18 protein-coding genes are annotated in these 22,801 nt (G+C 44.7%); 15 read left to right on the top strand and 3 right to left on the bottom strand.

Features of this window, described 5'->3' with window-relative positions:
• Positions 1-94: 94 nt before the first annotated feature.
• A complete protein-coding gene (locus AC1DSE_RS09335) occupies positions 95-5,248 on the bottom strand; it encodes an S-layer homology domain-containing protein (protein WP_477527617.1) in 5,154 nt (1,717 codons plus the stop codon).
• Between the two features lie 151 nt (positions 5,249-5,399).
• On the opposite strand from AC1DSE_RS09335, the gene AC1DSE_RS09330 reads away from it, so the two are divergent.
• The 4 genes from AC1DSE_RS09330 to AC1DSE_RS09315 all read left to right on the top strand — a co-directional run bounded on the left by AC1DSE_RS09330 (position 5,400) and on the right by AC1DSE_RS09315 (position 9,408).
• Entirely contained in the window at positions 5,400-6,905 is a 1,506-nt protein-coding gene (locus AC1DSE_RS09330; protein ID WP_477510961.1) for an alpha/beta fold hydrolase, read from the top strand.
• Positions 6,901-7,140 carry an aspartyl-phosphate phosphatase Spo0E family protein gene (locus AC1DSE_RS09325; RefSeq protein ID WP_430056201.1) on the top strand — a complete coding sequence of 80 codons (240 nt, stop codon included), beginning with the start codon at positions 6,901-6,903 and terminating at the stop codon, positions 7,138-7,140. Before AC1DSE_RS09330 ends, AC1DSE_RS09325 begins: the two co-directional genes overlap by 5 nt.
• Before the next feature lie 417 nt (positions 7,141-7,557).
• Positions 7,558-8,091, top strand: coding sequence for a VanZ family protein (locus AC1DSE_RS09320; RefSeq protein ID WP_477510960.1), 534 nt, complete (start codon positions 7,558-7,560; stop codon positions 8,089-8,091).
• Positions 8,092-8,226: 135 nt separating this feature from the next.
• Complete coding sequence (locus AC1DSE_RS09315) at positions 8,227-9,408, top strand: acyltransferase family protein (protein ID WP_477510959.1); 1,182 nt, start codon at positions 8,227-8,229, stop codon at positions 9,406-9,408.
• Positions 9,409-9,541: 133 nt separating this feature from the next.
• On the opposite strand, the gene AC1DSE_RS09310 is transcribed toward AC1DSE_RS09315, so the two are convergent.
• Positions 9,542-10,426: an AraC family transcriptional regulator gene (locus tag AC1DSE_RS09310; RefSeq protein WP_076268449.1), complete on the bottom strand. Its 885-nt coding sequence runs from the start codon at positions 10,424-10,426 to the stop codon at positions 9,542-9,544.
• A 162-nt stretch (positions 10,427-10,588) separates the two neighbouring features.
• Between AC1DSE_RS09310 and AC1DSE_RS09305 the strand changes: the two genes are divergently transcribed.
• From AC1DSE_RS09305 to AC1DSE_RS09285, 5 genes are all read left to right on the top strand, one after another.
• The gene (locus tag AC1DSE_RS09305) at positions 10,589-11,998 is read left to right on the top strand and encodes an MATE family efflux transporter (protein ID WP_076268448.1); all 1,410 of its coding nucleotides are present in this window, start codon (positions 10,589-10,591) and stop codon (positions 11,996-11,998) included.
• A gap of 101 nt (positions 11,999-12,099) precedes the next feature.
• A complete protein-coding gene (gene infC / locus AC1DSE_RS09300) occupies positions 12,100-12,588 on the top strand; it encodes a translation initiation factor IF-3 (RefSeq protein WP_477527620.1) in 489 nt (162 codons plus the stop codon).
• 265 nt (positions 12,589-12,853) lie between these two features.
• Complete coding sequence (locus AC1DSE_RS09295; protein ID WP_477510958.1) at positions 12,854-15,208, top strand: FdhF/YdeP family oxidoreductase; 2,355 nt, start codon at positions 12,854-12,856, stop codon at positions 15,206-15,208.
• A 57-nt stretch (positions 15,209-15,265) separates the two neighbouring features.
• Positions 15,266-16,075 carry a formate dehydrogenase accessory sulfurtransferase FdhD gene (gene fdhD / locus AC1DSE_RS09290; protein ID WP_339206430.1) on the top strand — a complete coding sequence of 270 codons (810 nt, stop codon included), beginning with the start codon at positions 15,266-15,268 and terminating at the stop codon, positions 16,073-16,075.
• A 59-nt stretch (positions 16,076-16,134) separates the two neighbouring features.
• Positions 16,135-17,853, top strand: a complete 1,719-nt coding sequence (locus AC1DSE_RS09285; RefSeq protein ID WP_477510993.1) for an ABC transporter ATP-binding protein — start codon at positions 16,135-16,137, stop codon at positions 17,851-17,853.
• 216 nt (positions 17,854-18,069) lie between these two features.
• Here AC1DSE_RS09285 and AC1DSE_RS09280 read toward each other — a convergent pair whose 3' ends face one another.
• Positions 18,070-18,717, bottom strand: a complete 648-nt coding sequence (locus AC1DSE_RS09280) for a YitT family protein (protein WP_477510957.1) — start codon at positions 18,715-18,717, stop codon at positions 18,070-18,072.
• Between the two features lie 151 nt (positions 18,718-18,868).
• Here AC1DSE_RS09280 and AC1DSE_RS09275 point away from each other — a divergent pair, with 151 nt between their 5' ends.
• The 6 genes from AC1DSE_RS09275 (at position 18,869) to AC1DSE_RS09250 (ending at position 22,423) form a co-directional block, all read left to right on the top strand.
• Positions 18,869-19,306, top strand: a complete 438-nt coding sequence (locus AC1DSE_RS09275; RefSeq protein ID WP_477510956.1) for an Lrp/AsnC family transcriptional regulator — start codon at positions 18,869-18,871, stop codon at positions 19,304-19,306.
• A gap of 30 nt (positions 19,307-19,336) precedes the next feature.
• Positions 19,337-20,440, top strand: coding sequence for a threonine aldolase family protein (locus tag AC1DSE_RS09270; protein ID WP_477510955.1), 1,104 nt, complete (start codon positions 19,337-19,339; stop codon positions 20,438-20,440).
• Between the two features lie 125 nt (positions 20,441-20,565).
• Positions 20,566-20,994, top strand: a complete 429-nt coding sequence (locus AC1DSE_RS09265) for an HIT family protein (protein WP_477510954.1) — start codon at positions 20,566-20,568, stop codon at positions 20,992-20,994.
• A gap of 183 nt (positions 20,995-21,177) precedes the next feature.
• Positions 21,178-21,525: a hypothetical protein gene (locus AC1DSE_RS09260; protein ID WP_477510953.1), complete on the top strand. Its 348-nt coding sequence runs from the start codon at positions 21,178-21,180 to the stop codon at positions 21,523-21,525.
• A 117-nt stretch (positions 21,526-21,642) separates the two neighbouring features.
• Complete coding sequence (locus tag AC1DSE_RS09255; protein WP_477510952.1) at positions 21,643-21,978, top strand: hypothetical protein; 336 nt, start codon at positions 21,643-21,645, stop codon at positions 21,976-21,978.
• A 34-nt stretch (positions 21,979-22,012) separates the two neighbouring features.
• Positions 22,013-22,423 carry a VOC family protein gene (locus tag AC1DSE_RS09250; protein ID WP_339206440.1) on the top strand — a complete coding sequence of 137 codons (411 nt, stop codon included), beginning with the start codon at positions 22,013-22,015 and terminating at the stop codon, positions 22,421-22,423.
• Positions 22,424-22,801: the final 378 nt, after the last annotated feature.

The raw sequence follows: 22,801 nt of genomic DNA, 5'->3' as shown, positions 1-22,801 counted from the left end.
CTTCTATACGGATATAGTTTTAATTAGCCTAAAAGAACAGAAAAGAGGCAGTAGCGAAGTCTAATTGACTTCTCTACTGCCTTTTTAGTTTGTGTTATTGACCCGTGTAAATGCGGTAGATAAGTGCTGCCGCTTCCGCTTTGGTCGTGGTTTGATTCGGCTTATAAGTACCGTCTTGGTAGCCTGTTACTAGCTTCTGCTGCTTAAGAAGTGCAACGCCATCTTTTGCCCAGCTGGCAATAGATGAGCTGTCCTTGAAGCCTTTAAGCTGTTCAGTGCTTGCGCTAGTTAGTTTCTTGCTGTTGAAAGTTGTAAGTGCTCTGGATAAGAGTGTAGCAATTTCTTGACGTGTAATTTCTGCTTTTGGTTCAAAGGCAGTTGCCGATTTACCTTGAATTAGGCCTTGTTCGTAAGCCACAGCGATTTCATCGTAATACTCGCTATCCTTAGCTACGTCTTTGAATGGGAGGCTTAGGCCGGTCCCATCAAGGCCGTAAGAGCGAACGAGCCATGCAGCGAATTGCTCGCGTGTTACTTTTTTGCTTGGACTAAATGTAGTCGTTTGATCAAGTACACCTTTGTTAAGAAGGCTATTTACAGCTGTCGCTGCCCAGTGTGTGGTTGCGATATCCGTGAACGTTTGGCTAGCCTTCATAACTGTGTATTTACTGAAATGTCCACGATTTACGTTAACGGTTTTAGTAATTGGATCATAAAGACCGCCTACAGGCTCCCAAGTTAACGTTTTTTCATTCAACAAGTAAACGGTAAGGTTAGCTAGATCCGCTTCCGAGTATTTAGTCGTATCAATATTGGATACATCAAATGATACTGGAATTGGTTTGTTGAATGCTTCTACCTTCTTGCCATCTACCGATGCATTAAACTCCATAACAGGTATGTTTGCTACTTGCTTGGCTGAAGTTGGAGCAGTTACGGTTAAATTATGCACGACTTCTGCTGCTAGTGAGATCGTTTGGCCGCTAGCTACGTTTCCGAATGTTTCTGGTTCAACAGTGAAACCGACGTTGCCCATTGAGAGCTTAAGTCCCGCAAGACCACTATCCTTCACAGCTTGGTAAATCTCAGAAGGCAGTTCAGCAGCGAGTTTAGTGACGTTCTCGCTTTGTTTTGGAATATTAATGGTTACAACTGGGTTGATGCTCGTTGCTTTGTCTGCTCCGACTGCACCTGTAAGGTCTCTCATCGTTTCATCCAAAGCTTTTTTTGTTGTTTCTAGCTGTTGTCCGATTTTCTTCGCATCAAGTGCTGTCGTAAGCGCATTGCCGTCTACTTTGACATCCTTGTTATCCAGAGTGACGGTTGCAGCTTTTTCTACTGCTTTTTTACTAAGTGAAACAAGCGAATCTTTAAGTGCATCGATCTGTGCTGCATCTATGTTACCTAGGTTTTTCAGAACAGAAGCAGTGTCCTTGATGATAGCTTTAGCTAGTTCGATCGCTTTCGGACCATTCTCAACTTGTTCAAAAGCATATTTAGTATTGTTAACCATCTCTGTAATAGTTGCCGCTACTTTAGCTTTCTCACTAGCTGTTTGCATAGATTCAAGCAGTTTAGATGCCGAAGCAAGCGTTGCTGATACATTCTGAACAGACTTCTCAGCTTCATTGCTATCCTTGACATCCTTTACTGAGTTAACAAGAGCGTTAATGAGATCCGCTGCTTTGTCAGCTTTGTCTTTATCGGTCTTGCTGTTCTCTAGCAGGTCTTGTAAACCTTTATCTACATTCACTGGTGTTGGAGACGGTGTTGGGATAACTCCTGGTCCAGTTCCCGGTCCAGGTCCAGTGTCTGGAGTTGGTGTTGGTTTCGTTTCCGGTTCTGTAACTTCTTCACCAACAGTGCTCACTTTAATTGTTTTATTTAACGTGAATGTCTTACCTTCCATTGTCACGGATGCGGTTATTGTATACTCGCCGTCCACTTCAATATATATCCACTGAGGAAGGTATTCATTTTCTGTACTGTCTTGAACAACTGTTCCACTGCTGTTCTTAATGACAATTTTTGAAGCCTCCGGCAAAATATTATTTGAGCCTTTGCTCCAGCTATTGTTAAATACGATAAGCTCTGGCGTACTGTACAGCTGTACTTCATTGCCATTCTCATTAACCAGTCCGAGTTTAATCCAGCGTTGATCTACAGGAAGCATAATTTTTCCGGATTGGTCGAGACCGAAAATATCAATTCCTTTAAGAGCGGAAGTTGTGATTTCTTTTTGTGTACCCGCCTTTAAATCATCCTTCGTCAAACGCACATCATATTGATATTGCTTCGAACCGTCAAATCCATTAATGGAAACGGCTACGTTGCCCGGCGTCAAATTAACGAAGTTTTCCTCAAAATGTACATATCCGCTTAGTTTGGTTTGCTTATCCGTAATATAGGCTACAGAATTAATTGTTGCGTCTCCAAGCACCTTTACTCGGGCGAGGGAGCTTGATTGGGTTGGAATATCAAGTGTATTCACATCTTGGTTCAGCTCAACATTTTCCAAATAAATGATATTGCCTTCCATGGTTCTTGCTACTACGTTATAAGTTCCCTTTGTTGCATAGAAACGGTTGTTTTCTCCTTGGTTATCGTCGATGAGGTAAGGTAGATATTCGACACCAGAGAGTTCTTTGCGTGCAATCGTTACTTCGTCCATTTGTTTGGTTAAATTGACGGTAGACACCTGCTGAAGAGGTTGCCTTGCATCGAGTACAACATTGTAGTCTTTGCCTGGTTCGGTCTTCACGGAGCCCAGCATATAATAGCCAAAAGGTGAACCGCTATTGCTGCTGCTCATATTAACTCTGCGAACAAAATCCAAGTTTACGGTTGATGGTGATGGAACAATCAAATAGCTTACTGTTTCATCTTCATTAAGATAATCTTGTTGTTTTTGAACGGTATCACCAGACTGAATAGTAGCAAATACGGTAGCATTCTTCATTGGCACTCCACCAACTACATTCAGCTTATCGCTTTCTTCACGCTTATCGAGCCCAGAAACACGGATGACAGCTTGCTTCTCTGAATTAATAGCCATGAGATCAATGGTTTTGTCCAAATAGCCAGTTTTGCTGAATGTGAGATCATTGTGACCACCGGCATAAATTTTCGATAAAGTTATAAGGCCGTTGGCATCTGACTTGCTTGTATGTTCTTGGCCATATAAGAAGAGGGACACACCTTCAACGGGATCTCCGACCATACCGGATTTATGTTCACGAACAGTAATGGATAATTTCTCAACAATATCAGATGTGAGATAAGGCTTGTTAACCATATCTACAAGGGTGCCATTCTGATCGCGAATTTCTAAGTCAAATTCATGCTTTGGTCCAACAGTAAAGCTAGTGTTGCTGCGTTCAATCCAATTTTCTTGATTATTTCTTTGCATAATTTTAACGACATAATTTCCCGTTTCCGTTGGACGGAATTCGTTGTTATATACTTGAGTCAATTTACCGTTTTGCTTGTCACTAGACCAGCTCAGGTAGTTATATTCAAGGTACGATGCATTGTTTTTCGAGACGAGTATTTTGAGATCACTTCTACGGTCAATGGTTTGACCATTTTCATCTTTTAGTAGTGCTTTGAGCTTGAACGTTTCACCTAAGATAAGCTCGGTACGCTCCTCTAAAATGTTTCTCTTTTCTACGCCTGCAGTTATCTCCGTGTTAATGCTTTTACCGGATTTATAAAAATAACTATTATCCGTCGGTGTAAAGTAGGAGTCGAGAATAGCCTCATCTCTATTGCTGTTAATCGCAGCGTTCAGCTTATAAATTTGCTTATTCTTCTCTACATAAAGCTGATTATTGCTTGCAAGATTTATGGTCTGTTCTTGATAGTTGTATCTGTCATTTAAATAAGCAATACGCAGTGCGGTCTTGTCGGCTGCGGTTTTATAATCAGCAGCGATGCTGAGTGCAGAAAAGTTATCTTTATTCAGTTGATCTGCAAATGTATGTGATGCTTCATTTGTGTTTAGCAAATCCTTCACAACAGCTTTATCGCCATTAGGGAGATTAAGGGTAGCGATGAATTGGTAGGCAGTTCCTTTTGCAATATAGAGTGAATCTACATTTGCAAGAGGATCGTCATTTTGATAGTAAACCTGCTTAAAGCCACTGTTATTAATGAGGCTAAGCGATTCTACTCCTACAGGCTCACTGTTCCAGCTATAAGCGAAAGATTGCTTGCTGTATGCAGCCGCGTTAAGGATAGTCGTTTTGCGCTGCTCACCTGTTGCAGGCGTGAGCTCTTCATTGCTCAAGCTGTACAAATAGGTATCTGTGTTGGATTGCGGTTTAATCATTACTTGATAATTGCCGAACTTTCCATTCGTCAAGGCGACCATAACGCTTGGGGCAGAGAATTCTGCGCGGTCTCCTTGGCTATTACTAAACCAACCGCGGATGGTGGTTCCTTGGAACAGCTTACTGTTCTTATCCAAATAGCGCAGCTCAGTTACTTTATAGTTCGGAAAGCGATTATCTAGAACGTCTTGAAGATAGACGGTACCAACTGTGTAGGTATCTTTATTTTGATCGACCTGTAAGAAGAGTACTGGGTTGAAATAATTTGGTTGGATAATAGAGAATCCGATTAAAGGGAACTGCCCCTCAGCATTCGTTGTATGGGTAGCATGGTTAAGGACGCTAACTTGCTTCCCGGCAATCGGCTTACCATATTCATCAAGCAGCGTTACCATAACTTTATCGTCATCCGAACGAATTGTGTCATTGATGGCAATAGTGGATTTGGTATCGCCTTTTGGCGTGCGCTCAATCTTGAAGCTGTAGCTAGAAGGTAAAATGTTTACGGTTTGCTCCCATGCAAGAGGCTTTACATTACTGTGGAAAGCGGCTTTTAGTGTATAGGATGCGCCAGGCTTCAGACTGGAAAATTCCAGTCCAGAGAAGGGGATGGAATACGTTGAACCAGAAACCGTAACCTCATTCTCCTGGATTTGTTTTGTGATAGCACTACCGACTTTCTTATCCTCGGCATCGATCAACGTAAATTCGATGGATTTTCCACCCATCATTGCTCCGAAATCTTCTTTCTCAACATCGATTGTACTATTTAGTACGACATTTTTGGTGCCGTCCTGCTGTGTAGTCGTCGAGATGATTTCTACAGAGCTTGCTGCCATAACGGTAAAAGCATTACCTAAAGCAAGCAGCATTGTCATCAGCAGCAAAAAGCCGCTTTTGAACATCTTGTTTTGCATGTTTTTTGTCTCCCCTTACAAGAATTTGTTGTAAAATGTAAAAAAATGACTCATTTCACTAGCAAAGCCACTACCATAGTACTAAAATTTGCATTACACTAGCATTACAGACTAACCTAAAATCATACAGTAGTGGTAATGTAGGGGGACTATGGACATATTTAATTTGTTCTACCAATTCAATCAGTGCACTTCTGATCCTGATGCTGAAGTTGTAGTACTCTTACACGGTCTAGGTCTAAATGCTCGTGTCTGGGAGCCGCTGTCTGCTGTGCTAACTGAACGGTATCATGTTGTACGGTATGATTTGCGTGGGCATGGAGAGCGATCACATGACGGTTCTCAGTTAACATGGGAGCTGCTTTGCAATGATCTTGATGAAATTTTCCACTTATATAGCATAACGGAAGCACATTTGGTCGGTCACGGACTTGGCGGCAATCTTGCTGCAAGGTATGGAATGAGCCGCCCGGAGCGAGTGAAGTCGTTTGTTCTTATTTCGACGATTGGGTTTTATCCTCCTGAGGCAATGGAGCGTTCGGTTGAGCTGCGCCGGAGCTATGCTGAGAACGGTGTGGCAGATGCACTGGCGGAGCAGATGGCTAGTTTAGTGACCTGTCTGCCTCAGGATAGGGAAGAGACAAGATGGGTAAAAGAGGCGTACTTGCAGTGCGACATGGATGTGTACTTTAAATTAATTGAGCTCTTTGCAGCCGAGAATCCTTTGGATGACTTATCCGCAATTAATAAGCCTTGCCTCGTTATGGCGGGGGACAAAGATACGATATATCCATCCTATATGTCGAAGATTACGGCGCAGTTTATTCCGAATGCGTTCTCGGTAACGGTGCCTGATGCAGCTAGCTTGGTGTTTATAGATAATCAGACCTATGCTGCTCAGAAGATATTAGATTTCCTCTCCAACCCTTTAAGTAGCACGGAGAGCACTCATGTCGGTGATCCGCTGCTTGGGTTAATGAGGATCGATGCCATTAAAATGTTTGGCGATGCCTATAAGAGTACTCCAAGCAAGGATGTGCTGCTCGAGGTCAAGCTAATTGGAGCATTTCGTGTATTTATTAATGGCCAGGAAATACCGAGTGGCTGGCAGCAGCGTAATGCGAAGAGATTGCTTGTTTACTTAATGTTTTACCCGAATCCGACCAGAGAACAGTTATGCGATGCGTTATGGCCACTTGCAGAGATTAGCAAAGCAAGTAATTTGCTGCGAGTTAGTCTTTCTCATTTAAAAGGATTGTTCGATACGGCGGGGACGAATCCGATTGTTGCTAATCGCAGCCATGTTAAGCTGAACGCGGTTGTCGTGTGTGACTTGCTGAAATGGATTCAGTCACTTGAAGAAGCTCATATGGAGAAAAGAGCACTAAGGAAATTTATTCTTATTAAAGAATTGCTTGTCTATCCTGTAGAAGAAATGCTCGCAGGCTTGTACGATAACTGGGCGGTTCAGGAACGAAGCAGGCTGGAATACATGCTGCTGGGACTTGTTGAATCGCTCGCAGATAGCTATAAAAAAGATGGCGATTTTGCAGCGGCTAGTCAAGTGATGAGAAGAATAAGCAATATGTATAGCGAGGAACTAAATGTTGATACCGTTCGTAATACGCATGCTCAGGGAGAGGTGAGGGACCATTAATAGAAATACTGTTCTACACAAAATAAAGCTAGAGCAGACGATTGAGTTGCTGCGGCAGGAAATGATCGATAAGCTATTAGTGTGCCAGTCTTATCAAGCTGATGAAGTGTTGGGAGCAAGCAGGGCGCTTGATCTTGTTCTTAATTGCTATGATTGCGTAAGATTTGAGAGAGGCTGCATGAATGAGGAAAATTGTGCATCACGTACATTATTAGATGACGATAGCTCTATTTAAAAATACGTTTACGTTTATTTTGTTTGTATTTATACCAGTAGCTGCCGTTCTCATCCTYGAAAATCCGAATTCCAAACCATTTCAATGGCGTTGATAGCTCAGTAAACATTAAATAACTAGACATGTCTATCGCCCTCATTTCACTTCTTTTTAGTTATAATACCAAACTTTAGGCTTATTGACTATATTGAAATAGGACTTTTATATCATTTATATTGATAATTGATGGATTATATTTCTTTATTTCTCAGTTAAAAATTTCAACGCCGCCGGCTGCTTCACTTTTGCGAGCAAGCCGTTCTTTGGCATGACTAATTTAGTACGCCTATGCTCGCATTTTGTTTGAGTGTTTTTTTCAAGTATGATAGAGGGATAATAAATTGGAAGCTGGTTGCTTTACAGGAGGTGTAATTGAATATGTATAGACCTGCTAGATGGAAGCCGACTATTCTGTGGGGGCTATTATTAGTAGGGTGGCTCGGGCTTTTATTCCTATTTTCATCCCAAACATATGAACAACAAAGTATTCAGCCGTTTTTGCGCAGTCACTTTACATACGATCAGTTAGTTAGATGGCTGCCGGATGTTACGCTTACCTATCGAACGAGCATCGTTAATTCACATGATCGGCCTTATAGCTTTATCGAATTTTTGTTTCGAAAGGGCGCACATTTGTTTGTGTATGCGACTTTTACTGCGTTGATGTTTATGTTCCTGCGAGCACTGACCCGCGGACGCTGGTTCCTTTCCATTATACTTACTCTGACGGTTGCCATTGCTGTCCCGGCTATGGATGAATGGAATCAATTAGGCTCTGACGAGCGTACGGGTAACGCAACTGATGTAGTTCTTGATTTTGTAGGGGGATGTACGGGATTGCTCATCTGTTTGTGTATCTTAGGAGTGGTGAAGCTGTGGCGATCAAGGTCACGGAATCGATCTCAATATTGATGATAGAAGTTATTCTAATTAATCATTTTTAGCTTGCGGGCGGCGTGCAAAAATAGTTGCGGACAAAGCAGGCTGCTATCCATTATAATCGTCTTTGACATTGTATAGATTCGGTAAATGTGGGGGAATTGCAGCTTGCAGCGCTATGAGGAATTAGATTCACTTAGGGGATTGGCGGCATTAGCCGTAATGATTGGTCATTTCTTATTGGTATTTGCGCCTATTGCGCAAAATACGTCGGATCTCAGCTATTTTGATTACCCGCTTAACCTGTTTAAATACACACCGCTGCATGCGATATGGGGCGGTCATGAAGCGGTCATTATGTTTTTTCTGCTCAGCGGGTTTGTACTTTCCTTGCCGTTTTTCAGCAACCGCCAGCAATCCTATTCAAAATATGTAATTAAGCGGATTTGCCGTATTTACATTCCTTTTCTCGTCGCATTACTGATCGCCATATTAATGAGGGAAATCGTCTATGTATCGAAGCTGACGAATTTGACGAGCTATTATAACAATCTGTGGGTGATCCCCCCTAATGTGACCTCAATCATTCATCATTTGCTGTTTGTAGGAAACTACAATACGACGAGGTATGATCCGATTTTGTGGACGCTCGTTCATGAAATGCGCATCTCGTTATTGTTCCCGTTTATTATGTTCATCATTGTCAAAAGCAGCTGGAAGGTAGGGCTGCCGCTGGCACTCGTCTTATCCATTGGCGCTGAAATTATGCTTGAAAATTTTGAAATTAAATATATGACGAACTTTGTGATCTCGCTGCATTATGCCTCTTTCTTCATTATAGGGGCGCTGCTGGCCAAATATCAGAAAGAGCTGAAGTCAGCATTTTCACGGTTGTATGGTTGGCGGGTCATGCTGATGCTTATTATCGGACTGTGCTTTTATTCGTTCAAATGGATCGGTTATGGCGAGGACTTTCATGACATGCTCATGCCGCACAGCGGCGATTGGATGACGGCTATCGGCGCTTCGATCTTCATTATTACAGCGCTATCATCCGTTCGTTTATCGAGGCAGCTGCAGCGAAAGCCGTTATTGTTTTTGGGTAAAATCTCATACAGTCTCTATTTGTATCATATGATTATCCTGTTGTCGCTCATCCATCTGCTGAATGGCGAACTGGAAACAACGTTTATTGTGATACTCGCCTTTGTTGCTTCATTCGGAGCCGGGGCGCTAAGCTACTATTTCATAGAGCTGCCATCCATTCGGTTAGGCAAGTGGCTTACAGGCTGGGGCAAGAAGCAAAGTACAGCTGCTGTAAGCAGTAGTGATGTATCATCCGGTGCATAATCAATAGGGCATAAGGAAGGAACGGTTCCCTTAGTGGGAGCCGTTCCTTTTTTATGAGCAAGCAGGCAAGTGACTGATATCGAAGGAAAAGCGTGATGTTCGGTGTAATGTTTTGGCGGGAATGCACCCATCCTTACCCATGAGAAAATCGTTGTCTATATTTGCGCGGCGATATGCTTTCGTATTTGGCAAAGCAAGAGGTGAAATAGGCAGCATGATTAAAGCCAACCTGTTCTCCGATGCGGGCGATAGGCAGATCCGTTTGAAGCAGCAGCAGCTTTGCTTGTTCAATCCGGAAACGCATGAGGTAATCGAATGGCGCGCAGCCAAACTCCTTCTGCATGCATCTTGCGATATAAACGGGATGAAAGTTAATGCTGTCTCCCAGCTCCTGCGCGGTTATGCTATCACGATAATGCTCTCGCAAATAGGAAGCTGCTTGCTCTGCGCACAAAATAGAGGGAGAAGGCCCCTCCGCTTCCATCGATGCAGATAAATGCTCGATAACCTCTTGGAATACAAGCTGCTGCTTCCATTTTACGCTGGGAATATGGTCATTCATATTAAGCTGAACCAACTGTCGCAGCAGACTGTCCATCTTGGAGGGCTGCAGCAGTTTAGCAAACTGGGGAAGCTGTTTGGCAAAGGTTTGTGCCGTATAAATGTTGGTGTTGAGTATTCTTGTTTTGGAACTGTCAGGCGGTACCTCAGGCATGGATTGATCTGTTATACTCCACATCCCCGTCGTCTGAAAATGAATCCAGTAATAAGCGGTCTGCTCCTCGCATGCACGCGTTGCGTAATGATGGGCATCCGGCCTGAGAATAAGTGCGTGCCCTGCGCTCACTTCATAATGCTGATCTTCTTCTCCCATGTATAAGCAGCCCCGCGTTACGACAAGCAAATCAAATACATTAATGTTGCATCTGCTTGGATGCTTGCGGCCAGAAGGGGCAACCGTATACCCCCCAATGATATAATGCGGCAGCGGTGGAATCGTCATATGAATGATGGTCATGTTAGGATTTTCTCCTTCAAATATTGAAGTTTGAATCGTTATAGTTTCAGTTGTAAAAGTGATACATCAAGCTCAGTATAGCATCTATAATTTGATATGACGATTGATGATAAGACAACGGATACGGCCGCTATTAGGCAGCCGATGCAGGAGGACAACAGGATGGCTTTATCTAACAAAAAGATTTCGCTCTGGATGCTGGCGTGGCCAATATTCATAGAGCTGTTTTTACAATTTTTACTCGGTGCGGCGGATACGCTGATGGTGAGCCGGATATCGGATGATGCAGTAGCGGTAGTAGGCTTCTCTAACCAGCTGTTTCAAGCGTTGACGACTTTATTTATAACGGTCGCGAGTGGAGCGGGCATACTCATTGCACAAAAAATAGGCTCCAAAAATGGCGAGGATGCTCGCACGATCGCGATAATGGCGGTGAAAGTAAGTGCCATCATTGGGCTGTTGCTTAGCGGGCTGCTCATCCTCATTCCAGGCGAGATCGCTGCGGTGCTGCAGCTTCCAGAAAATTTGATTCCACTTGCAAAGACGTATATCTCGATAGTCGGCGGCGGGATGGTATTGATTGCGTTGATGTCGGCGCTTAGCACATCGATTCGGAATACGGGAAATACAAAGGGGCCAATGTATACGGCAATTGGAATGAACGTTGTGCATGTTTTTTTCAACTATGCGTTCATCTTCGGGGCATTCGGTTTTCCAAAATGGGGCTTGATGGGCGTAGCCATCTCAACCGTGTTATGCCGCTTGCTCGCTACGATTGTGCTGTTCATCATGTTCCTTAGCTCTTTTGAACGTACGATTGCTCTTCGTGACTTTAATGTATTTAATCGTAAGCTGTTTGGCGAAATTCTCCGTATTGGATGGCCGCTTGGCGTGAATATGTCTTGCTGGGTATTTACGCAGCTGCTTATTTTCACCTTTTTGGCTATTCTCGGCTCGAATGAGCTGGCGGCACGGACGTATATGAATACGTTGGAATCGTTTTGCTTCATGCTTGGCTATTCGATTGCCCTGGCAGTACAAATTCAGATTGCCCATCTATTTGGAGCAGGCAAGGTGAAAGAGGCGTACCATATCGCCTTCCGAGCGATGTGGATTGGGCTTGCGGTGGTGACGGTTAACGCGTTTCTTATCTATTTGTTTGGCAAACAGCTGCTAGGCATGTTTACTGAGAACAAAGAAATCGTAGCGCTAGGCGTGTCCCTGCTCGGAATGAATCTACTGCTGCAGCCGGGCAAAATGATCAATATGGCGCTCGGCAATTCATTAAATGCGGTAGGCGATACCCGTTTTACGATGTGGACTTCGGTATTCTCGATGTGGCTGATTGCGACGGGATTAGCTTATTTTGTGGGAATTCAACTTGGCTGGGGCTTGATCGGGATATATGCCTGCATGATCTTAGATGAGTACATCCGCGGTATATTGTCTTTAATTCGCTGGAGAGGCCAAAAGTTTCTGCGCAGAGCAGAGCGGGATGAGGCCGAAGCGAAGAGAAGTGCAGAGAGCGGCATTAGTGGAAAAACACATAAACAAACCGCGCTGGATATCTAATAAAAGCGTATAATAGAGGAAGGAATAGACAGCGGCTTCGCAAGTGAAGGCTGCTGTTTTCCGTATTCACGGCAAGGGAGCGATTAACGGATATGGCATCGATGGTTATGATGAATGAAAAAATACGCGCCTCCGAGGTGCACTTGACTGGCTTGCGAGGCGAGGATTTAGGCATTGTCTCGCGTGATGAAGCGCTGGCAAAAGCAAAGGAATTGAAAGTGGATTTGGTCTGCACCTCGCTTATGAGCAGTCCTCCGCCATGCAAGCTGGTAGCCAAAGGGCAAGCGAAAAAGCAGGCTGACCAAGAGAAGCGCGGGGCAAAAGTAAAGGAGCAGCCTAGCAAAATAAAAGAGCTCCGCTTGACAGCGCATATAGAGGATCATGATTATGATACGAAGCTGCGGCAGGCAGCGAAGCTTCTTGGTTCAGGCAACGGTGTGCAGCTCGTTGTAAAAATTCAAGGCAAGGAAGGCCCCAAAGCGAAGSAGCTGCTGGAGCGCATGCTGAAGGATCTAGAGGAGAGCGGCAAGAAACAATCCGGCATACAAGTAAGCGGGAAGCAAGCGGCGGTGCAGGTGCTGCCTTTATAAAGGTAGGTTGAAGGTGAAAGGTAAGCAGCGGTGTAACAATTGCCTATAAAACCTTTCTAAAGGCAGCGACAACAGGGGTTAACAGGAGAAGGCAACAGCTTTCTCCTAAAGCTACATATAGGTTAGCTGATAGGATGATTGATGTGAAGGCTTCTTGCTTTGCATCTATTTTTAAATATAAAATGTATGCGCTTACTCATTTGTGGTAGCTTAGTAAGTAGAATGGCAATCGTTCCATAATGATCATTAACGGGGTGAATCATTAATGAAGAAAACATTGCATACAGGACCGATCAAGCTGCCGAGGCTGCCAGACCCTAAGCTGTGGGTGAGCAAAGCACCGTTTGGGCTAGGACGCATTAAGCCGCATCATATTCGTGATACGCTCAAGGTAGCGTGGGATAACCGAGACAGCTTGCCGTATGCGTATCGGATTTTGACGCAGGGTGTATGTGATGGCTGTGCGCTTGGCGTGTCCGGTTTATATGATCAGACGTTGGACGGTCCTCATATTTGCACGACGAGATTGAACGTCCTGCGGCTGAATACGATGCCTGCTATCAAAGGCGATGTGCTGCATGGCGATATTGAGGAGCTACGGAAGCTCGATAGCACGCAATTGCGCAAGCTGGGAAGGCTGCCGTACCCACTTATAAGAAGCAAGGGAGAAAGAAGCTTTCGCAGAATTTCGTGGGATGAGGCGCTGGACCGCATCGCTGCCAAAGCGAGGGCAATAGACCCGAAGCAGATGGCTTTCTACTTAACTGCGCGCGGGATAACGAATGAATCCTATTATGTGGCGGCAAAGGCTGCTCGGCTCATTGGGACAAATAACATCGATAACGCCTCTCGGATTTGCCATTCTCCATCCAAAACTGCGATGAAGCGCTCTATTGGGGTAGGCGCCTCTACCTGCAATTATAAGGACTGGATTGGTACGGATGTTCTCGTTTTTTGGGGCAGTGTGGCAGCGAACAATCAGCCTGTATCGACCAAGTATATGTACGCAGCTAAGCGCAAGGGTACCAAAATCATCGTGATCAACCCCTATCGCGAGCCGGCAATGGAGGGCTACTGGATACCGTCTATACCGGAATCAGCTCTCTTTGGCACGAAGCTGGCAGACGATTTCTATCAGGTGAATATCGGCGGTGACATTGCTTTCATGCACGGCGTCATGAAGTGCTGGTTTGAGATGGAGGAGGAGCAGCCAGGCTCAGCGATTGATCATGCTTTTGTAAGCGCGCATACGAATGGGTACGAGGAGCTGAAGGTTCATATTCAGCAGCAGGACTGGGACCTTCTGGAGAAATCATCCGGGCTGACGAGAGAGCGGATGCAGGCTTTCGCTGCTTTGCTTGCCGCGGCGAAGTCAAGCGTATTCGTATGGAGCATGGGCCTGACGCAGCATCGATTCGGAACGGACAATATTTCGCAGGTTGCCAATCTTGCGCTGCTCCGCGGTTTTCTTGGGCGGGAGCATTGCGGCTTGATGCCGATTCGCGGCCATAGCGGCGTTCAAGGCTCAGGCGAAATGGGGGCTGACCCCTTTAGTCTGCCTGGCGGTGAGTGCAAAGGTGCGGATATCCGCCGTTTAGAGGAACTTTGGGGCTTTAAGCTGCCGGATTGGCAAGGGGACATTGTAGGTGTATCGCTTGAAAACGCAATGTTGAACGAGCATGCTGATCGTAAGCTGAAGCTGTTCTATACATCAGGCGGCAATTTTATCGAGACGATGCCTGATCCTGATTTTGTGAAGCGCTGCTTAGAGAGCGTCGAATTGCGGGTGCATCAGGATATCGTGCTGAACAGCTCGACACTTGTAGATGCGCAGGAGGAGGTTATCGTACTGCCTGCCATGACAAGGTATGAACAGCCAGGCGGGGGTACGTCAACCTCGACGGAGCGAATGGTTTATTTTTCACCAACTATTGAAGGGCCGCGGATCGAAGAAGCGCGTGCGGAGTGGCAAATCTATGCGGATTTAGCTGCACGCATTAGGCCGGAGCTCAAAGCGGCTATCGCGTTCAAAGATGCTGCTGCTGTGAGGGAAGAGATTGCGATGGCTTCACCGAACTATGAGGGCGTAGAGCTGCTGCGGAACCAAGGTGACGTATTCCAATGGGGCGGGGCGTGGCTGTGCGAGGGTGGTTTTTGTCCAACTTCCGACGGGAAGGGCAGCCTGCTGCCCATTGAATTGCCAGAGCTTCGTATACCGGAAGGGCATTTCTATGCAACGACAAGGCGCGGAAAGCAGTTTAACTCTATGATTTATGGCGAGAAGGATGCTTTTAACGATGCAGGGCGCTACGACGTGCTGATGAATGAAGCGAATTTGTCGGAGCTTGCGATCGCCGAAGGAGATGCGATTGTTGTATATAACCGAAGCGGGAGCTTCCATGGCAGGGCGAAACCAGCGGATATTGCGCCAGGCAATATCGAGTTGTACTGGCCGGAAGGGAATAGTCTATTTCCAAAAGGAGTATATGAGCCGTTTGCAGGCATACCAGAGTATAATGCTTCCGTTATCGTGGAGAAGGCTGAAACCTATCATGCCTTTAAGGATACCAAGTATATGGAGAAGCGGATTGTGGAGCTGGAAATCGAGCCGCCGGCGTAGAACTGCTGTGGTCGTAATGATGCATAAGCAAGCTGAGCGTGGAAGGGGAGTATTCGAATGGATCTTTCGAACACGACAAAATGGCGCATACTCAAATACGATAGCAGCGGCCACTGGGAGAAGGATGACGACATCGCTGCGGAATATCCGCTAACTCTGAAGCTAGGCGGTGAGGAATTTGCAACGATGGTATGCTCGCCATCACATTTGCAGGAGCTGGTCATTGGTTTCCTCGCTTCCGAAGGGGTTATACGTGCTGCCGGTCAGGTGAAATCGCTGAGGATTGAAGAGGATACGGGTTTTGCCTATGTTGAGCTAGAGCATAAGCATACGTTAAGTCAGGATCATTACGCGAAACGGTTTATCGGATCATGCTGCGGCAAGAGTAGGCAGTTTTATTTTCACAATGATATGCTGACGGCCAAAACGATCATGACCCGCACTAAAATATCTGCTGAGCAATGTATTCGCTTTATGCGCGAGCTTCAGGAGGCATCCTCGGAATTTCGCAGCACGGGCGGTGTTCATAATGCAGCCATTGGAACGCCATCGGAGCTGCTTGCGGTAAGAACGGATATTGGGCGCCACAATGCGCTCGATAAGCTGTTCGGCTATTGTTTGCTGCACCGTGTTCGGACTTCGGATAAAGTGATTGCATTCAGCGGCAGGCTCTCCTCGGAGGCGGTGCTGAAAGCGGCCAAGATCGGCTGCGGCATTATGCTCAGCAAGTCGGCGCCTACTGATCTTGCTCTTCGCTTGGCAGAGGATTTAGGCATTACCTGTGTGGGTTTTATTAGAGGCGGAGAGATGAATGTATACACCCATCATGACCGAATCGATTTCGGCGATGGATTGACAGCATGGTAGTGATTGTATATCATTTTAAATGAAAATGATTATCACCATGTGACAAGAAGGAGTTTATGATGCTTTTACGCTTTTTTTCCTACTACAAGCCTTACAAGAAGCTTTTTCTGCTTGATTTCTGTTGTGCAGTAGTGCTGGCGATTCTTGAGCTGTGCTTCCCCTTGGCAGTCAGCTATGTAATAGATACGCTGTTGCCTGACGAGAACTGGGGCCTTATCGTTACAGCCTGTGCTATCTTGCTTCTGATTTATATTATTAATACGATTTTGTCCTATGTAGTCACCTATTGGGGGCATATGCTTGGTATTAATATTGAAACGGACATGCGGAAGAAGCTGTTCGACCACGTACAGAAGCTGTCCTTCCGTTTCTTCGATAACACGAAGACCGGTCATCTAATCTCGCGTCTAACGAATGATTTATTCGAGATTGGCGAGGTTGCCCATCATGGTCCAGAGGATATGTTCATTGCTGCGATGACGCTCGTCGGAGCGTTCGGCATTATGGCGTATATTAATTTGGAGTTAGCCATTCTTACTTTTGTTATTGTGCCAATCATTATCTGGCTCGTTCTGATGTTCAACGGTAAAATGACGAAAGCTGCGAATCGGTTGTTCTCGGATATGGCCGATTTTAATGCTCGAGTAGAGGATACGGTTGGCGGGATTCGTGTTGTTCAAGCTTTCTCGAACGAAAGCCATGAGAAAAAGTTGTTCAAGGTGAACAACCTGCGTTTCCGTGAAGCGAAACTCATTTCCTACAAAATCATTGGTTTGAACTCTTCGATTACCTACATGCTGATGAGACTTGTATCTGTATTCGTATTGATTGCAGGCACTTGGTTCGTTATTAAAGGTGATCTGAAGTACGGCGAATTTATTAGCTTTGTTTTGCTTACGAACATCTTCTTTAAACCGATTGAAAAAATCAATGCAGTTATCGAAAGTTACCCAAAAGGCATTGCCGGCTTTAAACGTTATGTGCAGCTGCTGGAGACAGCGCCTGATGTTGCGGATAAACCCAATGCGAAAGAGGTTAACCGCCTAAACGGGAATATTGAATATCGGAATGTTACGTTTGGCTATGAAGGCGAAGCGAAGGTGCTTCAAAATATCGATCTTACTATTCGTGCAGGTGAGACAATTGCCTTTGTTGGACCTTCTGGCGCCGGCAAAACGACGCTTTGCAGCTTGCTGCCGCGTTTCTATGAAATTGAAGGCGGAAGCATCTCCGTCGATGGCTATGATACTCGCGACTTAAAGCTGGATTCGCTCCGGAAGCAGATCGGTATCGTACAGCAGGATGTGTTCCTGTTCGCCGGTACGATTAGAGAAAACATCAGTTACGGTAAGCTTGGCGCATCGGATACAGATATTTGGGAAGCCGCGCGCAGAGCGAAGCTTGAAGAATTCATTCACGCGCAGCCGGACGGACTGGAAACGGTAGTAGGCGAACGCGGCGTTAAGCTGTCTGGCGGACAGAAGCAGCGGCTTGCGATTGCGCGGATGTTCCTCAAAAACCCGCCGATCCTTATTCTCGACGAGGCGACTTCGGCACTCGACACTGAAACGGAAGCAGCAATCCAGCAGTCGCTGGCAGAGCTGTCCGTGGGCCGTACAACGCTTGTTATTGCACATCGCCTCGCTACGATCAAAAATGCGGATCGCATTGTTGTTGTAACGGAGCAAGGAATTACCGAGCAAGGCCGTCATGAAGAGCTTGTATCGGCAGGCGGCATTTACAGCCGCTTGCATAAAGCACAGTTTGGCAATAGATAATCTGAATTTGAATGAAGGCTGCCGATATCGATGAATCGGCAGCTTTTTTTTTATTAACAAAGCAGCCGAGGCTGTTTATCACTAACAGATAGAATGAAACAAACAGGAACTGCTACGCATCAAGCTCAAATATTAATCCTACAAATTAATCCCACACATCCGCCATTACAACGTACTCCACTCCATGCTAAAGGAACACTAAAGGCTTGATCTTGTTTAAACGGTATTCGCGGCGCCTGACAATACTTCTTGTTTGTCTTTCTTTGCGCCTGTTTTCCTTCTCTTATAAAACGACAAGAAGGCCGATGTAACGGCAATCGACAAGGCAGAGTACAATCCGCTTTTAAGAGGAAATACGGATAGACTAGTGAGGACAACTAGAAAATCAAATGCGAAGTTGGTAATCCCAGGGTTGACGCCATGCTTTTTGTGCAAATAGATGGCTAGTATTGTCGCGCCGCCGAGCGAAGCACCGTTGCGGAATAAGGCGGTAATGCCTGCTCCGATGAATAATCCTCCGACGATCGCTCCGATTAGTGGCGGAATCGTAAAGGCAGGCAAGATATCGTTTATTGCACTTAATGAGGAGAGCAGCGCGATAGCACCAATAGTTTTGAAGGTAAAGGATTTGCCCATGTAAAAGTAAGAGAAAATTAGAAATGGAAGATTGAGCAATAAAAACAAATAGTGGAATGAGACTTGCAGCTGGGGTGATAAGCTTAAAGAGAGTCCTGCTGTTCCTCCAGTTACGATATGTGAATGCTTTAAAATGACTAATCCGCCCACAGTAACGAAGCAGCCTATTGCAATATGAAGCCATTTGCTGATATTTTCCTTCATTTTGTAATCCAATATGCGTAACATCTCACATGCACCGCCTGCTTAAGTTTGTTACTATAAGAATACAAAACAGCATCAATTGTATATATGATAAACAGAATGAAATTGATGTGAATTTATATAACATTGAACGAATTTTTATTGTTTTTCCTGCAAAATGAAGGAGGTTGTGATCATGGATCAATTGGATCGTATGCTTCTCCAATTACTGCAGGAGGATGGCCGAATAACGGTGAGTGAGCTGTCCAAACGATTGTCTCTCAGCCGCCCCAGCATATCTGAGCGTCTGCTGCGCTTGCAGGAGAAAGGCATCATTACTGGATTCGGCGCACGAGTATCGCCTGCTGCTATCGGCAGAAACATACAGGTCATCATTCAAATGAGCGAATTGAAAGTATTTCCGATGGAGTTTGAGAAGCGCATCATGAATGATGATGAAATTATAGAATGCCACCGGGTAACAGGAACGGTCAGCTATATTCTGAAAGCAGCGATAACGGGGATGGATGGTCTAAGCGAGCTTGTAGAGAGGCTTATGCCTTTCGGCAATGTCAACACGTCGGTCATTCTCTCTTCGCCTGTAATGAACAAAACTATACTGCCTAAGGAATAAACAATTAACAGAGTAAAGGGGACGTATAAGATGGAACAAACGAAGACACTAATTGAAGCATATAATCAAGCCAGCTATCCGTTAATCGGTCATGGAAAGCGGAATGTACAGGTTCTCAAAGAAGCGCTAGAGCAGTGGGACGCAGAGCAGGATAGCGATATGTACGGCAATGGAGCGATAATTGAGAATTTTGAGGAAAAGATGGCTAAACTGTTAGGCAAAGAATCGGCTGTATTTTTCCCCAGCGGTACAATGGCTCAGCAAATTGCGCTTCGTATATGGTGTGACGAGAAAGGAAATAAGAAGGTCGGTTATCATCCTTTAAGCCATCTGGAGATTCACGAGAAAGACGGCATGAAAGAGCTGCATCATCTTGAAGCTGTACTGTTGGCGGATGTAGAAAGGCCTGTCCTTCTTCATGATTTGCTTGGTCTAGAGGAAAACATCGCTTGTTTGCTGCTGGAGCTGCCGCAGCGCGAAATTGGCGGACAGTTGCCGGAATTTGCAGAGCTCAAGGCTATGTCGGCATTTTGTCGGGAGAGAGGAATTAAGCTTCATCTGGATGGTGCGAGGCTGTTCGAGATTCTTCCGTATTATGAAAAGTCTGCTCAAGAGGTTTGCGCGCTCTTCGACAGTGTATATATTTCGTTCTATAAAGGAATTGGCGGTATTGCAGGAGCGATATTAGCCGGAGATCGCAGCTTTACAGAGGAATCGAAGATTTGGAAAAGACGCCACGGCGGTGATCTCATCAGCTTATATCCTTATATTATTGCTGCAGACTATTACATGGAGCGGCGACTTCCGCATATGAAGAAGTACTACAGGGAAGCGCAGGAGCTTGCTGCATTATATAACGGGTGCGAGGGCATGAAGACTATCCCGGAGGTGCCTGTTTCCAATATGTTTCATGTTCACTCGACAGCACAGAAGGAGCAGCTTGATTCAATCCTAATCGATATCGCTGGGAAAACAGGTATCGGTTTGACGCAGTCTGTCCGTGATAAAGGAGACGCTGGCTCCTATTTTGAGGTTAACATTGGCGATCGGTATGATGCGGCTCCTAAAGAAACGCTTTTTGAAGCATTTCGATTGCTGGACAATAAGCTGCAACAGAAAGGTGGGAGGGAATAGCATTAACACTTTTAACTCGATTATGTCTGCACAACATGCTAAGTTATAAATAGTGGAAAATGAGATAATTTCTGATAAAATTCTCGTTTGTTTCATTAGGCATAAGTGCAGAGGGGGAAATGAGGATGGAAAAGAAGCCGTGTTTAGGTTGTCAGCTGGCCAATCATGAATTAGAGACTCAAACCGTATACGAAAATGAATGGGTGACTTGTCTTCTAGATATAGCACCGCTTAATGAGGGTCATCTGCTCATACTCCCTAAGAAGCATTTTCATGATGTCGATGATTTAGACGAGTTAACCGCTAATGAAATTATGAAAACATCTGCGATGCTGGCAAGGGTGCTAAAGGTACATTTTCAGCCAGACGGTATAACGATTATTCAAAATGGCGGAAAATTCAACGATTTGACGCATTATCATATGCATGTGTTCCCTCGGTATGATTCGGATGGGTTTGCTTGGGTGGAGCCTGTTGATTTTACACATGCAAAGGAGCGTTTAAGCGAAACACGAGAGAAGCTGCTAGTGGCAATCCATGATGTTAGCACATAATGTGAAATGAGGCTAAAGAAGGAGTGATCCATTCTGAAAAAAATCATTTTACTAATTGTTTGCTGTTTCCTTGTATTTGGTGGTTCTTATGTCTACTCGAAAGCGAAGCCGCCTTTAACAGCACAGGCGTTCTCTTCAACAAACGATAGACAAATTGTTTTAGTGATAGTCGGGAATAAAAGTTTGGTTGGATCTATCGATATTAATGAAGTATTAATAAATGATGGCGACGTGCCTGAGCGAGTCAAAATACAAGTTAGCAGTCCTGCTAAAGGTTTTATTGTAACCGACCGCTTCGATGAGACGGAAGAAAAGGATTACTCATTTAAGGATCTGAATGAAGTGACCATTCCAACAGGAACATCCCCGCAGGCACAGACGGCCAAAGAGAATAAAGGCAAAGTCACAGATGCGGATCATACCTATGCCCTAACAATAGGGGATAAGCAAACGATTGAATCGGTCACGATCAAATATAACCACCTCGGGATTTCGCATAAAATAACGATTTCGACGATAAAGGTTCAATGAGCTATACTACGTACAACATAAAGAATGATTAACGAGGTTAGTTTTTGATGAGGCTAAACGTTGGATAGCAATAGGGGTTCCAATTTATAAAATAGTACAGAGGAGGTATGTATTCATATGAAATATTCCTTTTGTGCAGGAGCGGCTTCTGTGGGATGTATCATGTTGAGCTGCCTTTTATTGTTTTGGAACCCTTACACGGAAATACGGGTGAGTCATAAAACGATTCTTATCGTGTTTATGATGTTGATCCTTCCAGCTTGTATAGGAATTTTAGCTGCAATTGTGAGAAACCGAATGTTAATGCTAGTGGTACTCATCTGGTCGCTGCCGTATGGCATTTATTTATCTGTAGCATCTATACCGAGTATTTGGAATCTCTATGCAGCGGTACTCATTTTATATGTCATTTCCCTAATAAGGAAAGAAACCGCATATAAAGGGGCATTATAAAGCAAAAAAAGACATGAAAGGACGAGACGAAACAATGGAGAAAGCAAATCAAAAAATTAAAACATTTTTTATGTTTGAAGGCAGAGCGGAGGAGGCTATGAACTTCTACACTTCATTATTCGATCAATCCGAAATCATAAGCATCCAGCGATACGGAGCGAATGAGACAGGCCCTGAAGGAACCGTGATGAAAGCTACATTTTCTCTAAAAGGACAACAGTTTATGTGTATCGATAGCGGCGTCAACCATGGCTTTACGTTCACACCTTCAATATCTTTGTTCGTTACCTGCGATACGGAAGAGGAAATAGATCAGGTTTTTGAAAGCCTATCACTTGAGGGCAGCATACTCATGCCGCTTGCCGCTTATCCGTTTAGTGAGAAGTTTGGCTGGGTTTCAGATAAGTTCGGCGTTTCATGGCAATTAAGTCTTGAGAAAAGCTGATTGCTCCCTATTCCCCATCCGTTTCATGCAAATTGGGAAAGGCTGAAGCAGGCAAGAGAGAGATTCCAAGAACGTAGAGTTGAAATTCAACATATTCTGTACCCTGTGCGTTACATATGTGCACATATGAATTCTGAAGTCATGTTTACTTTTGATTCACAGCTATTTAAACAAACATGGCATAATGAACAGCCCGAAAGCGCTCGCTTTAGAGTTTTACCACTTCGCAAATCCCAAATTTCCCGAAGAAGTTGATGTTTACATTCCAACTCATGAATAGTGCTGATGCAGAAGATAGTGGACATAATCCACCGTCTTCTGCATCTCGCTAGCGCAGCTTCAAGTTTGAAGCAGCTATAGCCTCTCAACCTTTAGGTC

It is taken from the genome of Paenibacillus sp. 01L418 (genome assembly GCF_056400045.1).
Note: the sequence above shows the minus strand (reverse complement) of the source record. Positions and strands in the feature narration are given on the sequence as shown.